This window comes from Pseudomonas sp. P2S-1 (assembly GCF_057197725.1).
Window position 1 is genome coordinate 4,144,803 of sequence record NZ_CM170068.1, and the last position, 13,664, is coordinate 4,158,466.

13 protein-coding genes are annotated in these 13,664 nt (G+C 62.0%); 8 read left to right on the forward strand and 5 right to left on the reverse strand.

The features are described 5' to 3' along the window. Nucleotides 1-14 precede the first annotated feature (14 nt). The 3 genes from AC2CQI_RS18515 to AC2CQI_RS18525 all read right to left on the reverse strand — a co-directional run bounded on the left by AC2CQI_RS18515 (nt 15) and on the right by AC2CQI_RS18525 (nt 4,678). Nucleotides 15-2,843, reverse strand: coding sequence for a TonB-dependent receptor plug domain-containing protein (locus AC2CQI_RS18515; protein WP_484577519.1), 2,829 nt, complete (start codon nt 2,841-2,843; stop codon nt 15-17). 256 nt (nt 2,844-3,099) lie between these two features. Then, a complete protein-coding gene (locus AC2CQI_RS18520; protein WP_484577520.1) occupies nt 3,100-4,065 on the reverse strand; it encodes a FecR family protein in 966 nt (321 codons plus the stop codon). A 109-nt stretch (nt 4,066-4,174) separates the two neighbouring features. After that, a complete protein-coding gene (locus AC2CQI_RS18525; protein WP_484577521.1) occupies nt 4,175-4,678 on the reverse strand; it encodes a sigma-70 family RNA polymerase sigma factor in 504 nt (167 codons plus the stop codon). Between the two features lie 182 nt (nt 4,679-4,860). On the opposite strand from AC2CQI_RS18525, the gene AC2CQI_RS18530 reads away from it, so the two are divergent. The 3 genes from AC2CQI_RS18530 to AC2CQI_RS18540 are packed head-to-tail and all read left to right on the forward strand — an operon-like array spanning nt 4,861 to nt 6,973. Further along, the gene (locus AC2CQI_RS18530; protein ID WP_075802071.1) at nt 4,861-5,268 is read left to right on the forward strand and encodes a lysozyme inhibitor LprI family protein; all 408 of its coding nucleotides are present in this window, start codon (nt 4,861-4,863) and stop codon (nt 5,266-5,268) included. 7 nt (nt 5,269-5,275) lie between these two features. Next, complete coding sequence (locus AC2CQI_RS18535; protein WP_484577522.1) at nt 5,276-5,692, forward strand: DUF3010 family protein; 417 nt, start codon at nt 5,276-5,278, stop codon at nt 5,690-5,692. Between the two features lie 48 nt (nt 5,693-5,740). Then, on the forward strand, nt 5,741-6,973 hold the full coding sequence (locus AC2CQI_RS18540) for a hypothetical protein (protein WP_484577523.1): 1,233 nt from the start codon (nt 5,741-5,743) through the stop codon (nt 6,971-6,973). Between the two features lie 2 nt (nt 6,974-6,975). On the opposite strand, the gene AC2CQI_RS18545 is transcribed toward AC2CQI_RS18540, so the two are convergent. Next, nucleotides 6,976-7,920, reverse strand: a complete 945-nt coding sequence (locus AC2CQI_RS18545) for a GlxA family transcriptional regulator (RefSeq protein WP_484577524.1) — start codon at nt 7,918-7,920, stop codon at nt 6,976-6,978. A gap of 171 nt (nt 7,921-8,091) precedes the next feature. Here AC2CQI_RS18545 and choX point away from each other — a divergent pair, with 171 nt between their 5' ends. From choX to AC2CQI_RS18570, 5 genes are all read left to right on the forward strand, one after another. Continuing rightward, the gene (gene choX / locus AC2CQI_RS18550; protein ID WP_075802091.1) at nt 8,092-9,033 is read left to right on the forward strand and encodes a choline ABC transporter substrate-binding protein; all 942 of its coding nucleotides are present in this window, start codon (nt 8,092-8,094) and stop codon (nt 9,031-9,033) included. Between the two features lie 169 nt (nt 9,034-9,202). Then, nucleotides 9,203-10,087, forward strand: a complete 885-nt coding sequence (cdhC, locus tag AC2CQI_RS18555) for a 3-dehydrocarnitine:acetyl-CoA trimethylamine transferase CdhC (RefSeq protein WP_484577525.1) — start codon at nt 9,203-9,205, stop codon at nt 10,085-10,087. Between the two features lie 19 nt (nt 10,088-10,106). Further along, nucleotides 10,107-11,072 (forward strand): L-carnitine dehydrogenase, encoded by a 966-nt coding sequence (locus AC2CQI_RS18560; RefSeq protein WP_484577526.1) that lies wholly within the window; start codon nt 10,107-10,109, stop codon nt 11,070-11,072. A 13-nt stretch (nt 11,073-11,085) separates the two neighbouring features. Beyond that, nucleotides 11,086-11,556: a thioesterase family protein gene (locus AC2CQI_RS18565; protein WP_484577527.1), complete on the forward strand. Its 471-nt coding sequence runs from the start codon at nt 11,086-11,088 to the stop codon at nt 11,554-11,556. A gap of 318 nt (nt 11,557-11,874) precedes the next feature. Next, nucleotides 11,875-12,135 carry a hypothetical protein gene (locus AC2CQI_RS18570; protein WP_075802095.1) on the forward strand — a complete coding sequence of 87 codons (261 nt, stop codon included), beginning with the start codon at nt 11,875-11,877 and terminating at the stop codon, nt 12,133-12,135. 105 nt (nt 12,136-12,240) lie between these two features. Here AC2CQI_RS18570 and gbdR read toward each other — a convergent pair whose 3' ends face one another. Continuing rightward, complete coding sequence (gbdR, locus tag AC2CQI_RS18575; protein WP_484577528.1) at nt 12,241-13,344, reverse strand: choline metabolism transcriptional regulator GbdR; 1,104 nt, start codon at nt 13,342-13,344, stop codon at nt 12,241-12,243. Nucleotides 13,345-13,664: the final 320 nt, after the last annotated feature.

A 13,664-nucleotide genomic window follows, 5' to 3' on the forward strand; every position in this document is an offset into this window, starting at 1 on the left:
CACGGTGAGGAAAGTCAGAAGCGGTAGCCGACCTCGAGCCAGTACTGGCGGCCGATCTCGTAGGTGGTCTTGGCGGTGGAACCGCTGGAGACGATTTCGTTGACCTCGTCGGTGAGGTTGGTCACGTCCACGGCGACGAACAGGGCCTGGTCTTTCGCGGTAGGAATCTCCCATTTCACCCGCATGTCCCAGGTCGGCGCGCCATCGACCCTGGCCGTGTCGTAGACATCCAGCGACTCGCCATCGACCTCCTCGGTCCTGCCGGTATCGATGATCTGCTCGTAGGCGCCACGCAGGCGGAAGAAGTTGCTGACCGTGAGGTTCCACTCGGGAATCTCGGTGATGGTGCTCAGGCGCACGGTCCAGGGCCGGTTGTAATCGTTGGGTGGCAGCTCGGTGAAGTTCACCCGCTTGCCGTCGTAGATCACGTCGGCGTCGTTCAGCTCTTCGAGGCTGATCGAACTTTCGTAGGTGCCGTAGGCGTCCTCTGAGTGGGACCAGTCCAGCACCAGTTGCAGGCTGGTGTAGCTGTTGAGGAAGCGGATCGGCTCAAGCGGCGTGACGGTCAGGCTGACGTTGTCGCTCTTGCTCGACCCCTCGTTGGTGTATTGGGTGTACAGCGACTCGTAGCCGTCCAGCGGATCCTGCGCCAGGACCCGGCGGTTGGCCTTGACGATCTTGTCGTGCCCGTCACGGTGCACGTACTTGAGGCTGAAATCGGTGTTCAGCCAGCGTTGGTCGAGCCCCACTGTCCATTCGTCGTCGTAGGGGATATCGAGGCCGGCGAAGCGGGTAGAGATCTTGTTGGTCGAGCCCTTCCATTCGCCGGTCTGGGTAGTGCGGCTGTAGAAGGTGTTGAAGGCCTGGCGGCCATCGTTGAGGCGGTACTTGAACAGGTTGCGCCCGTAGTAGCGGTTGGCGCCGAAGACCAGCACGGTGCTGCGGTCGCCGAAGAGGTCGTAGTCGCCGGCGAAGCGTGGCGACACGGTTTTCTTGTCCATGTAGTCGTCGCCTTCGAAGCGCACGCCGGGGCGCAGGCCGAGCTTGTCGATCTGCATGGCATCCTGGGCGAACACGGCCCAGGCGGTTTCGTTGACCTCGAGCTTGCCGGCACCGTACTCGGTGCGCTGGTACGCCCATTGCCGGGTGTTGCCGTCGAAGAGCGGGCTGACGGAGCACCAGGGGTCGTTGTTGGCGCAGGTCGCGACCGTGTCCCTCTTGAAGCCGCTCACGCCCTGGCCGGTGCTCTCACGCTCCCACGTGGCATCGGTACGACGCAGCTCGAGGCCGGTGGTTACAGCGTGCATGGCCCCGGCGAAGGGGAATGCCAGCCAGTCGACCTTGAGGTCGTAGTCCATGGTTTTCTGGGTCTGGTCGAGGTTGCCGAAGGAGCCCTCGCCGCTGCGCGAGTTGGCGTTTTCCAGCTTGCCCCAGTTCTTCGCCTCCGAGTAATACCAGGCGATGGTGTCGCTGGCATTGCCGGTGCGCGAGCTGTACAGGTCGTTGTAGGCCAGGGTGTGGGTCCAGCGCGCGCTGTCGCCCTCCCAGGTCGCCTTGATCGCACCCTGCTTGCCGCCGTTGATATTGGTGAAGCCGGAATTCAGGTAGTTCTCGCGGAACAGGCGGTTTTCCTGCGGGGCACTGAGCAGGGTGAAGTCCAGGCTGAGACGGTCGTTGACCGTCCAGTAGGTCTTGAGCATGTAGTTGTCGAGCTGCCGGGTCTGGTCTTCCTGGCTGTCGTTGTTCGGGCTGACGTAGCCGTCCTTGTACAGGTTCATGGGCATGGTCGAGCGGCGTTGGGAGAAACTGAAGATCGCGCCGAAGTCCTCGTTCAGGTGCCCTTCGAGGGTGCCGCGCAGCGTGGTTTTCTCGAACTCGGGGGTGTACTGCTCGTTGCTGGCGTTGTCGAAGCTGTCCTGGTCGCCGCTGGTGATGTGGTATTTGGTCCACTCCGAGCGGCTGATGCCGTAGGAAATCTTGCCGTGGAAGTCCTGGGTCGGCCGGCGGGTGATGGAGTCGATCACGCCACCGTTGAAGCCGCCATATTCGGCCGGCACGTTGCTGTCGTAGACCTTCACTTCTTCCAGCAGGTCGGCGTCCAGGGCGATGCCGTAGGAGCGGCTCGGCGCCGCGTCGAACAGGCGCGCCTCGCCGTAGCCGTGAGCACCGGGATCAAGGTCGTTGTTGATCGAGATCCCGTCGATCATGAAGTTGTTCTGCCAGAACTTGGCGCCGTTGATGCTGATATCCGCCGGGTCGATTTCACCCGGGTTGTTCGAGCTTTGCTGCGAACCGCTGAACTGCACGGCGGGGTGCATCTGCAACAGCTTGGTGATATCGCCGTTGGCGCCGGGGAAGTTCTGCACGGCCTTGTGGTTGATCACCGCGGCGCCCTGGTAGCTGTTTTCCTCGGTGTTGCCGAGGACCAGGGTTTCATGCAGTTCCAGCTGGCCATTGGCGGCTTCGGCCAGCAGGCGGAAGCTCAGCACCCCATCGTTGTAGTCCCAGGTGATGCCGCTGCCGGCCAGCAGCATCGACAGCGCGCCGAGGCTGTCCATCTGGCCCTGCACCGGGTTGGACTGATGATCGCGCAGCCACTGCGCATCCACCGTCACCTGCAGGCCGCTCTGCTGGCCGAAGGCGACCAGTGCGCTGGACAGGCGCTGGGCTGGGATATCGAAACGGTGGACCTGGTTCGGCAACTTGGTCGCCACCTCATCGGCCTGCGCCAAGGGCACCTGCGCCCCCAGGCAAGCCAGGCCCAACAAGCCACCGCACGCAGCGCGTTTCAACGACAACCAAGCGCCCCGGCCTTGCGGCACCGGGCAAAACACCTGAGACATACACCGCTCCCCGACCCGGGAAATCCCCGGAAAAAATTAATACGAATCGATCTCATTGCTGCGCGCGGAGCAAAAGACGGGGTAGCGCGGGGGATTTTCAGAAAAAAGTTGAAAAAGTTTTTTGGGAGGGAGTTTTTGTGGTGTTGCTGATGGCCTCATCGCTGGCAAGCCAGCTCCCACAGGGATCGCGTGCACCACTAAACCTGTGGGAGCTGGCTTGCCAGCGATGAGGCCCGAAAGAGGGAATGAAGAAGTTTCAGCGCAGCACGATCACCCAAGGCCCATAAGCCTCGACCTTGCCGCCATGAGGCTGCAGCACCGCACGCAACGCCGCCTGCGGCTTGCGCAGGTCATACACGCCGGTCACCCGCTTGCGCCCCAGTTCGTCGTTGCGCAGCACCACCAGCCCGGGCGTGTAGCGACTCAACTGGGCTACCACCTCGCTGACCGGCATGTCATCGGCGATCACCTGGCCCTTGCGCCAGGCCGCGGTCTGCTCCGGAGAGAAGGTATCCACCCGGGCCTGCCCCTCGTGATAGTCCAGCCGGTCCCCAGGCTTCAACCGCGCCGCCAGCGCCTTCGCCGCGCGCCAGTCATCGACCTTCACCGAACCTTCCTGCACCGCCACGCGCATCTGCCCCGCGCCGACATCGACGTTGAAGGCCGTCCCGGTCACCGTGACCTCCAGCGCCTCGGCCCGCACATGGAACGGCTTGCTCTTGTCCGGCGTGACCTTGAAGAACGCCTGCCCGCGCAGCAGCTTCACATCGCGGCGATCCCCGGCGTACTCCACGGCGATCGCCGTATCGCTGTCCATCTGCACCAGGCTGCCATCGGCCAGGGTGACGTCGCGGGTTTCGCCGCTGCCGGTGCGGTAGTCCGCCTGCATGCGCAGGCTGAGAGACGGCGCCAGGGCGATCATCAGGCAGGCAGCAATTGCCCCGCCGACCCAATACCGCCGCCGCTTCGGCCGTACCGGCAGGCTCACCACAGGCGCCAGCACCGGCTCCACCGGCCATTGCGCCTGGGTGCTCGGCGCCAGGTGCGCACTCAGTTGCCAGACCCGCTCGGCCTTGCGATAGGCCTTGGCATTGGCCTCGTCGGCGGCGCACCATTGCTCCATCCCGGCGCGCAGTTGCGCATCGCCGGGGGCCGCCTGCAGGCGCAGGAACCAGTCCAGGGCCTGGTCGCGGCGCCGGGTGGCGCTGTCCGCTGACGTCATGTCCGGCATATCTCCAAAGGCAGAAAAGGTCGGCAAGGGTCGCACAAGCGTCCCGTCTACCGCAAAAGACGCGGCAGACAGCGATTTTTCCAGCTCATCGTCACGGCGCTCAGTCATCGTCCGGCTCCAGGCGTTCCAGGCAATGACGCAGGGCGTCGTGCACCAGTTGGTGGACCAGGCTGGTGGAGATATCCAGGTGGCTCGCCACCTGCTGCAGGGTAAAGCCGCCAAGCCGGTGCATCTCGAAGGCCAGGCGCGTGCGTTCGGGCAGTTCTTCAAGCGCCCGGCTGATTGCCGCCAACTCGTTCTGGCTACTGACCTCGCGTTCCGGCGAAGCGCTGCTGGACGGCAGCTCGGCGAGCATCTCGTCGCCCCCGGGCTGGGCCTTTTCCGTGGCGTGGCGGCGGGTCAGGTCGAGGGCCAGGTTGCGCACGATGCGGTACAGGTAGCTGGCCGGATGGCGGATCGCCGCGCCCTCATCCTGGCGGCTGAAGCGCAGCCAGGCCTCCTGCACCACATCCTCGGCCCGCGCCCGGCAGCCGACGATGGGCGCCGCATAATCCAGCAGCGCCGCGCGATGAGCGAGGTAGAGCTCCAGCTTGTCGTCCGCCACGATTCGGCTGCCTGTCGAAGAAGTCGCCCGGAGGCATGGGCGGGCGATGTTACCGGCAGTCGATAATCATTATCAATAACAACCATCAAAACCTTCATCTATGCTCCCTGTTCTTTGCCTTGGCAAAGAGCGAGAATCCCAGCCCATATCCCCGTCCACTGTTTCCTTGGGAGACGACTTTGATGAAATCGATGGTCTTGCTGATGCTGGCGACCCTGGCGGTTGGCGCCCATGCCGCCGAAGAAGAAAGCACCCCGTGCGACAACGTGGAAACCGACCAGCAGAACTACGAATGCGCCCGTTACAGCCGCACCGCGTCCGAGCGCGAGCTGGACGCCGCCTTCGCCGACCTGCAGGACCGCATCAAGGAGCAATACGCCGGCAAGGCTGCGAAAATCGCCGAACTGAGCAAGCGCCTCAACGAAGCCGAAGCGGTGTGGAAACAGCTGCGTGACGCCGACTGCAAGGTCGAGACCTACGACATCCCGGCGGGCAAGGCCTTCGATGCCGCGCAGAACACCTGCATCGCCCAGCGCAACGACGACCGCTCCGAATACCTGCAATCCCTCGGCCTGCCGACTTCCGACTGAGACTTTCATGATTACGTGCGGTATCGAACTCAAGGGCAGCGAAGCCCTGCTGGCCCTGGCCAGCCTGGACGCCGGGCAACCGGTGCATGTGGCGACGGCGATCAAGAAGATCGGCATCGAGGATGATGAGGATGCCGGGCAGGTCCGCGAGTTTTTGGCTCGGGTTCAGGCGTTTGTCAGCGAGCAAGGCGTCACGCAGGTGGCGATCAAGAAGCGCAGCAAGAAAGGCGACTTCGCCGGTGGGCCGGTGACGTTCAAGCTGGAAGGGCTGCTGCAGTTGCTGCAAGGGTGTGAGGTGCTGCTGGTGTCGCCGCAAACGATTACGGCGCAGGGGAAGAAGCATGACTTCACGCCGCCGGCGGGGTTGAACAAGTATCAGCATGAGGCTTGGAAGAGTGCTTGTGCGGGGATGCTTAAAATCTAACCATGGCAATGTGACACTGAAAAACATCAGCGTTTGCAAGGATGCTAAATGAAAGACAACTTCACTACGCGTAATCACTACGTGCCTCAGTGGTATCAAAGGCGATTTTTCGAAAGTAAAGACCAGACAACATTCAATTACTTGGACCTTGACCCCGGAATAATAATCCACAACAAAAACTATAGTAGCCCACGAAAAGAATTACACAGCTACGGCACAGGCAGATCATTCAAACAAGACCACCTTTACACCACATACTTAGGAAGCGAAGCATCTGACCTAATAGAAAAAGTGTTCTTCGGAAACATAGATAAAAAAGGCGAGATAGCACTACCATTATTCAGCAACCTATCACATTCCCGCAAAACAGCAGACCACTTCCTAGACTTCTCAAGATATTTATGCGCCCAGCTCTTTCGAACACCAAAAATGCTGGAAATCTTCTCAAAAACATCCAATAGAAATTTTAATCTTAGCGCGATGCTTATGGCTCGAGAGCTATTTCTTTACAACTGGACCTCCAGCATCTGGGAAATAATCTCCTGCGAAAGAACCGATACAAAGTTCATTCTGTCGGATGCACCAGTCACAACTTACAATCGAAAAGTTTACCCGGCGAGCAAAGAGTCCGCAGTTGCGGGACAGGCAGTAATTGGTAGAGTTGGCACTAGAACCTTATTTCCTCTCGGGCTTGATAAGTGCCTGATAATTACGCCAGCAGAGATGATAATGAAACCGAAAGGCGATCCACTACGAATGGAGGACCACAATAATTATTACAAAAACACCACGTTCAACCTCGGAAACATAATATATGGCCGCCAAATCAGCGAAAATGAAGTTATAGCTATAAATTACATACTAAAGAAACAATCAAAAAAATTTATTGCTTCCACGAGGCTTGAATGGCTCTACCCAGAAAAGAATATGGCCTCTACAGATTGGAGTCGTCTGGGTGGCGAATTTTTCCTACAACCCGACCCTAGGTCAGTGAACCCCTATGAGCTTGTGCGACTGACCACGCAACCACCTGCTATTACTCGGACGGTGAGCTCGCGAAAATGGAGAAACAGAGCGCACAACCTGGCCAAAAGCTTTCAGGATTCAGTATTGAGATGGCACATACTTGAGACAGGCACACAGCCACGCACTCCAGAAGAAATAGTTACATCATACAGAAATCTCAATCCTGATAACTTCATACGCATCACTTACGAATCCAACATGATCGAAGAGCTGAAAAAGTGGAAAAATCCTTACTACAAACTCTTTAACCACTAGACCTAACCAACCTTAACTTTGCGATCCTCCCGCGGACACCGCTGAAACCGCGCCCGATAACTCCGGGTGAAATACGAAGGTGAGTCAAAGCCACAGGCGATGCTCACCTCCAGCACACTCATCTCGGTCTGGCGCAGCAGTTGCCGCGCCTTGTCCAGGCGCAGGCGCAGGTAGAAGCCGCTGGGAGTGTCGTTAAGGTACAGCCGGAACAGCCGCTCCAACTGCCGCCGGCTGACCTGCACCGACTCAGCCAGATCGAGGGTGTTCAGCGGCGTTTCCGTATTACGCTCCATGGCGCCGATCACCTGCACCAGCTTGCCGTTGCTGATGCCGTAGCGCGAGGCGATCTGCATGCGCTGGTGGTCCTGGCGCGGGCGGATACGGCCGAGCACGAACTGCTCGGAAACCTGGATCGCCAGCTCGGGACCATGGGCCTGGCCGATCAGGTCGAGCATCAGGTCGATGGATGCGGTACCGCCCGCCGAGGTGATGCGGCGGCGGTCCACTTCGAACAGTTCCTGGGTGGCATCCAGCCGCGGATAGCGCTCCTTGAATGCCTCCAGCGCCTCCCAGTGCAAAGTCACCCGGTGCCCCTCGAGCAATCCCGCTTCAGCCAGCAGCAGCGTGCCGGTATCGATCCCGCCCAATACCACCCCTTCGTGATCCAGCTTGCGCAGCCAGTGCGCCAGCCCTTGGCTGTAACTGTGCAGCGGCTCGAACCCTGCCACCACCAGCAACGTCGCGCCCTTGCCCAGCGGCTCCAGCGGGCCATCGGCGTTGACCGACATGCCGTTGCTCGCCAGCACCGCCCCGCCATCCAGGCTCAGCACCCGCCAGCGGTACAGCCCGGGGCGAAAGCGGTTGGCCACCCGCAGGGGTTCCAGCGCCGAGATGAAGCCGAGGGCGGAGAAACCGGGCAACAGCAGAAAGTGGAATTCCTGGGGCATGGCGCCGTCTCGCTGAACGGGGAATCAGGGTTAATACTCCGCAGGTCGCCACTGTGCAAGAGCTGGTCGCCAGAGTGCGATTTCACCGGACCATCCCCGCGTAACTTGAGCACCACGGCTCGCAGAAGCCGCCCCCCTATAACAATTAGAACTGCCGTTGGAGGAGCCACCATGCAATCGATCAGTCGTTCGCTCTTGATGCTTGTCGGTACCGCAATCCTCAGCACCAACGTGATGGCCGCCGAACCGGCCGCCTGCAAGAACGTGCGCCTGGGCGTCGTCAACTGGACCGATGTGATGGCCACCAGCGCCATGACCCAGGTCCTGCTCGACGGCCTCGGCTACCAGACCAAACAGACCAGCGCCTCGCAGCAGATCATCTTCGCCGGCATCCGTGACCAGCGCCTGGACATGTTCCTCGGCTACTGGAACCCGATCATGACCCAGACCATCACCCCCTTCGTCGATGCCGGCCAGGTCAAGGTCCTCGACGCCCCGAGCCTGAACGACGCCCGTGCGACCCTCGCCGTGCCCAAGTACCTGGCTGACAAGGGCCTGAAGACCTTCGCCGATATCCACAAGTTCGAGAAGGAACTGGGCGGCAAGATCTACGGCATCGAGCCGGGCTCCGGGGCCAATACCCAGATCAAGGCGATGATCGCCAAGAACCAGTTCGGCCTGGGCAAGTTCCAGCTGGTGGAGTCCAGCGAGGCCGGCATGCTTGCCGCCGTCGATCGCGCCGTACGGCGCAAGGAAGCGGTGGTGTTCTTCGGCTGGGCGCCGCACCCGATGAACGTCAATGTCGATATGGAATACCTCAGCGGCAGCGAGGACGCCCTCGGCCCGGACGAAGGCCGTGCCACGGTATGGACGGTGACCGCGCCGGACTACGCCAGCCGTTGCCCGAACGTCAGCCGGCTGCTGACCAACCTGACCTTCAGCGCCGAGGACGAGAGCCGCATGATGCAACCGCTGCTGGATCACAAGGACGCGGCGGAATCGGCGCGCCAGTGGCTCAAGGACCATCCCGAGGACAAGGCGCGCTGGCTCGAAGGCGTGACCACCTTCGATGGCAAGCCGGCAGCGGACAACCTCAAGCTCACCGCCAACTGATCCACCGCTATCGCTGCGGTGCGGCGATCCGACAAGCCAGCTCCCACAGGGGACTGTGTGCACCGGACCTGTGGGAGCTGGCTTGCCAGCGATGAGGCCCTCCCAGACAACCAAAGAACTCGCGGACACCCCGTGCCGCGCAGCCCCGACACGCCTGAAGGAAACCGCAATGAACCACGACGTCATCATCACCTGCGCCCTCACCGGCGCCGGCGACACCGCCAGCAAGAGCCACTTCGTCCCGGTCACCCCCAAGCAGATCGCCGCCGCCGCCGTGGAAGCGGCCAAGGCCGGCGCCACCGTGGTCCACTGCCATGTCCGTGACCCGGAAACCGGCCGTTTCAGCCGCGACGTCAACCTGTACCGCGAAGTGATGGAGCGCATCCGCGAATCCGACACCGACGTGATCGTCAACCTCACCGCCGGCATGGGCGGCGACCTGGAGATCGGCCCGGGCGAGATGCCCATGGAATTCGGCGCCGGCACCGACCTGATCGGCCCGCTGGAACGCCTGGTCCATGTCGAGGCCCTGCTCCCGGAAATCTGCACCCTGGACTGCGGCACCCTCAACTTCGGCGACGGCAACAGCATTTACGTCTCCACCCCGACCCAGTTGCGCGCCGGCGCCAAGCGCATCACCGAGCTGGGGGTGAAGGCCGAGCTGGAGATCTTCGACACCGGCCACCTGTGGTTCGCCAAGCAGATGATCAAGGAAGGCCTGCTCGACGACCCGCTGTTCCAGCTGTGCCTGGGCATCCCGTGGGGCGCCCCGGCGGACACCGCGACCATGAAGGCCATGGTCGACAACCTGCCGGCCAACGTGACCTGGGCCGGCTTCGGCATCGGTCGCATGCAGATGCCGATGGCGGCGCAAGCGGTGCTGCTCGGCGGCAACGTGCGGGTCGGCCTGGAAGACAACCTGTGGCTGGAGAAAGGCGTGCTGGCGAGCAATGGCCAACTGGTGGAACGCGCCGCCGAAATCCTCCATCGCCTTGGCGCCCGGGTCCTGAGCCCTGCCGAAGGCCGCGCAAAAATGAACCTGACCCGTCGCTGATCTTTTCCAGGAGTCCTTCATGAGCTTCATTACCGATATCAAGACCTTCGCCGCCCTGGGCAGCGGCGTGATCGGCAGCGGCTGGGTCGCCCGCGCCCTGGCCAACGGCCTCGACGTGGTGGCCTGGGACCCGGCGCCCGGCGCCGAGGAAGCCCTGCGCAAGCGCATCGCCAATGCCTGGTCGGCCCTGGAGAAACAGGGCCTCAAGCCCGGCGCGTCGCAATCGCGCCTGCGCTTCGTCGCCACCATCGAGGAATGCGTACGGGAGGCCGATTTCATCCAGGAGAGCGCGCCGGAGCGGCTGGAGCTGAAGCTTGATCTGCACGGCAAGATCAGTGCGGCAGCCAAGCCGAATGCGCTGATCGGCTCGAGTACTTCGGGGCTGTTGCCGAGCGAGTTCTACGAGTCGTCGAAGCATCCGGAGCGCTGCATCGTCGGCCACCCATTCAACCCGGTGTACCTGCTGCCGCTGGTGGAAATCGTCGGCGGGCGCAACACCGCGCCGGAGGCCATCGAGGCGGCGAAACAGGTCTACTCGTCCCTGGGCATGCAGCCGCTGCATGTGCGCAAGGAAGTCCCCGGATTCATCGCCGACCGCCTGCTCGAAGCGCTGTGGCGCGAGGCCCTGCACCTGGTCAATGACGGCGTGGCGACCACGGGCGAGATCGACGACGCGATCCGCTTTGGCGCTGGTCTGCGCTGGTCGTTCATGGGCACCTTCCTGACCTACACCCTGGCCGGTGGCGATGCCGGCATGCGCCACTTCATGGCCCAGTTCGGCCCGGCCCTGCAACTGCCCTGGACCTACCTGCCGGCACCGGAGCTGACCGAGGAACTGATCGACGCGGTGGTCGACGGCACCAGCGAACAGCGTGGCGAACGCAGCATCGCCTCGCTGGAGCGCTATCGTGATGACTGCCTGCTGGCGGTGCTGGACGCGGTGAAAACCACCAAGGCCCGCCATGGCCTGAACTTCAGCGACTGAACGGAGAATCGCGATGCCTGCGCTGACCACCTACCGGACCCCGGTGCTGCCGGACTGGGTCGACTACAACGGGCATCTGCGCGATGCCTTCTACCTGCTGATCTTCAGCTACGCCACCGACGCGTTCATGGAATGCATCGGGCTGGACGGCGACAACCGCGAGGCCACCGGGCATTCGCTGTTTACCCTGGAGTGTCATCTGAACTACCTGCATGAGGTGAAGCTGGGGACCGAGGTTACGGTACACACCCAGGTGATCGGGCATGACCGCAAGCGCGTGCACCTGTATCACAGCCTGTATCGGGAGGGATTCGGCGAGGCCCTGGCGGCGAGTGAGCAAATGCTGTTGCATGTGGACCTGGCGGGGCCGAAGTCGGCGCCGTTCGAGGGGCAGGTGCTGGAGCGGTTGCAGGGGATCGTGGCGGAGCAGGAGGATTCACCGATGCCGGAATTTGTCGGACGGGTGATCGGCTTGCCGAAATAGTTGCTTTTGCGGGCCTCATCGCTGGCAAGCCAGCTCCCACAGGGTTATGCGTCGCTTTTTCGATGGACAAAAACTGCCCCGGCAAGCCGTGAAGCAGCCGGGGCAAAGAGCGAGCAACCTACCTGCGCCAGAAGGGTGGTGACCAAACCGCCCTCGACCTGTGCATGGGCCCAGTGTGCACACTCCCGTCCCGCTCGATTTTGCCGAAAACGACCTGTTCATAGGTAAAGCGGCCATCGCGACAATCTGTCCTTGCCCGCTCTGCCGGGCGCTTCCAGAATCGGACCACGACTTCTAAATGCCACAAGGACTACAGCCATGATGCATGCGGACTTGATTGATCAGGAAGACCTGGTAGGCCACCTGCGCGCCCTGGGCTTCGAGACGCCCTCGGGGGTCAGCGCGGAGCAGGCCTGCGAGCATGCGGTACGCGGCTTGAGCGCGCCGCAGGCGAAGGCGCTGAAGGGCATGGTGGAGCAGATGTATACCGGGCGAGCGACCATCCTGCCGGCGGTGCGGCAGGCGATCGAGAAGCAGTTGTTGCCGGCACTGGCCGAGTTCAAAGCCACTCATCAGTGACCTCAAGGGCCCTATCGCTGGCAAGCCAGCTCCCACAGGTTACGCGGTGCCTGTGGGAGCTGGCTTGCCAGCGATGAGGCCCTCACATTCACTACAAGGCTGTGATCACAGCCTCACACTGGCAAACGTCGACTCGTTCCGCGCCTGGCTCAACGCCGTCATCGGCCCCGCCATCGGCGACAGCACCAGCGCCTGCGGAATCGGCATCATCGCCACCTGCTGCGCGGTATTCGAACCCACACGCTCATCCCGCGGCGGAATGCCGAAGTACTCGCGGTAGCACTTGGAGAAGTGCGGCGTGGAGACGAAACCACACACCGACGCCACTTCGATGATCGACATCGGCGTCTGCTTGAGCAACTGCCGCGCCCGGATCAGGCGCAGCTTCAGGTAATAGCGCGACGGCGAACAATGCAGGTACTTCTGAAACAGCCGCTCCAGCTGTCGACGCGACACCGAGACATACACCGCCAGCTCGTCCAGGTCGATCGGCTCTTCCAGGTTGGCTTCCATCAGCGCGACGATTTCCTGCAGCTTCGGCTGGTTGGTGCCGAGCATGTGCTTGAGCGGCACGCGCTGGTGATCCTGCTCGTTGCGGATACGCTCGTAGACGAACATTTCCGAGATCGCCGCCGACAGCTCGCGGCCATGATCACGGCTGATCAGGTGCAGCATCATGTCCAGCGGCGCAGTGCCACCGGAGCTGGTGAAGCGGTTACGGTCGAGGGTGAACAGGCGGGTGCTCATGCTCACCCCCGGGAAGGCTTCCTGCATGGCCGCCAGGCATTCCCAGTGGACGCTGCAATCGAAGCCGTCGAGCAGCCCGGCGCAAGCCAGCGCCCAACTGCCGGTGCACACCGCGCCAAGGCGGCGCGATTGACGGGCCTGGCTCTGCAGCCAGGTCACATGTTCACGGGTCACGGTGCGCTGGATACCGACGCCACCGCAGACGATCACGGTGTCCATCGGTGGCGCCTTGTGCATCGCCGCATCCGGGGTGATCTGCAACCCGTCACTGGCCCAGACCTGCCCGCCATCCACGCTGAGGGTGTGCCAGCGGTACAGCTCGCGGCCGGACAGCTGGTTGGCCATGCGCAGGGGTTCTACCGCAGAGGCGAGGGAGATAAGGGTAAAGTTGTCCAGCAGCAGGAAGCCGATGGTTTGAGGTGTGCGGGTCTGGGACTGGGTCCCGGAGTTGTACGACGTCATCGCGATCTCTCCTCACACAAAGCAGGTTGCGCCCCAGGCGGTGGGCTCGTTGTTGTTATGGTCCCTGTCGACTCGATTGCAGGGCATGGCTGTTCCTCTCGCAAATGCCGTGCCTGAAATTGAATGGCTATTCAATAAATCCTGAAAGCGACCTCGCGACATGTCTAAAAAGCGGCTTTTATTGACATGAAATCTGCGCGCAAAGGCGCGGGCCAAAGCATGTCGGAATGTTTCGTGGGCAGTTCGGTAGCACCCGGTTACGGGATGCCCAGAAACGACACCCCAGAGTGTCACCCCTAGTTGTGTGGGAAATGGTGACA

What these genes read in the sequence shown, in the direction of transcription:
- AC2CQI_RS18560 (WP_484577526.1), top strand. Translation starts at nt 10,107, where the DNA reads ATGAGCTTCATTACCGATATCAAGACCTTCGCCGCCCTGGGCAGCGGC.
- AC2CQI_RS18570 (WP_075802095.1), top strand. Translation starts at nt 11,875, where the DNA reads ATGATGCATGCGGACTTGATTGATCAGGAAGACCTGGTAGGCCACCTG.
- AC2CQI_RS18530 (WP_075802071.1), top strand. Translation starts at nt 4,861, where the DNA reads ATGAAATCGATGGTCTTGCTGATGCTGGCGACCCTGGCGGTTGGCGCC.
- AC2CQI_RS18545 (WP_484577524.1), bottom strand. Translation starts at nt 7,920, where the DNA reads ATGCCCCAGGAATTCCACTTTCTGCTGTTGCCCGGTTTCTCCGCCCTC.
- AC2CQI_RS18565 (WP_484577527.1), top strand. Translation starts at nt 11,086, where the DNA reads ATGCCTGCGCTGACCACCTACCGGACCCCGGTGCTGCCGGACTGGGTC.
- choX (WP_075802091.1), top strand. Translation starts at nt 8,092, where the DNA reads ATGCAATCGATCAGTCGTTCGCTCTTGATGCTTGTCGGTACCGCAATC.
- AC2CQI_RS18520 (WP_484577520.1), bottom strand. Translation starts at nt 4,065, where the DNA reads ATGACGTCAGCGGACAGCGCCACCCGGCGCCGCGACCAGGCCCTGGAC.
- cdhC (WP_484577525.1), top strand. Translation starts at nt 9,203, where the DNA reads ATGAACCACGACGTCATCATCACCTGCGCCCTCACCGGCGCCGGCGAC.
- gbdR (WP_484577528.1), bottom strand. Translation starts at nt 13,344, where the DNA reads ATGACGTCGTACAACTCCGGGACCCAGTCCCAGACCCGCACACCTCAA.
- AC2CQI_RS18540 (WP_484577523.1), top strand. Translation starts at nt 5,741, where the DNA reads ATGAAAGACAACTTCACTACGCGTAATCACTACGTGCCTCAGTGGTAT.
- AC2CQI_RS18535 (WP_484577522.1), top strand. Translation starts at nt 5,276, where the DNA reads ATGATTACGTGCGGTATCGAACTCAAGGGCAGCGAAGCCCTGCTGGCC.
- AC2CQI_RS18515 (WP_484577519.1), bottom strand. Translation starts at nt 2,843, where the DNA reads ATGTCTCAGGTGTTTTGCCCGGTGCCGCAAGGCCGGGGCGCTTGGTTG.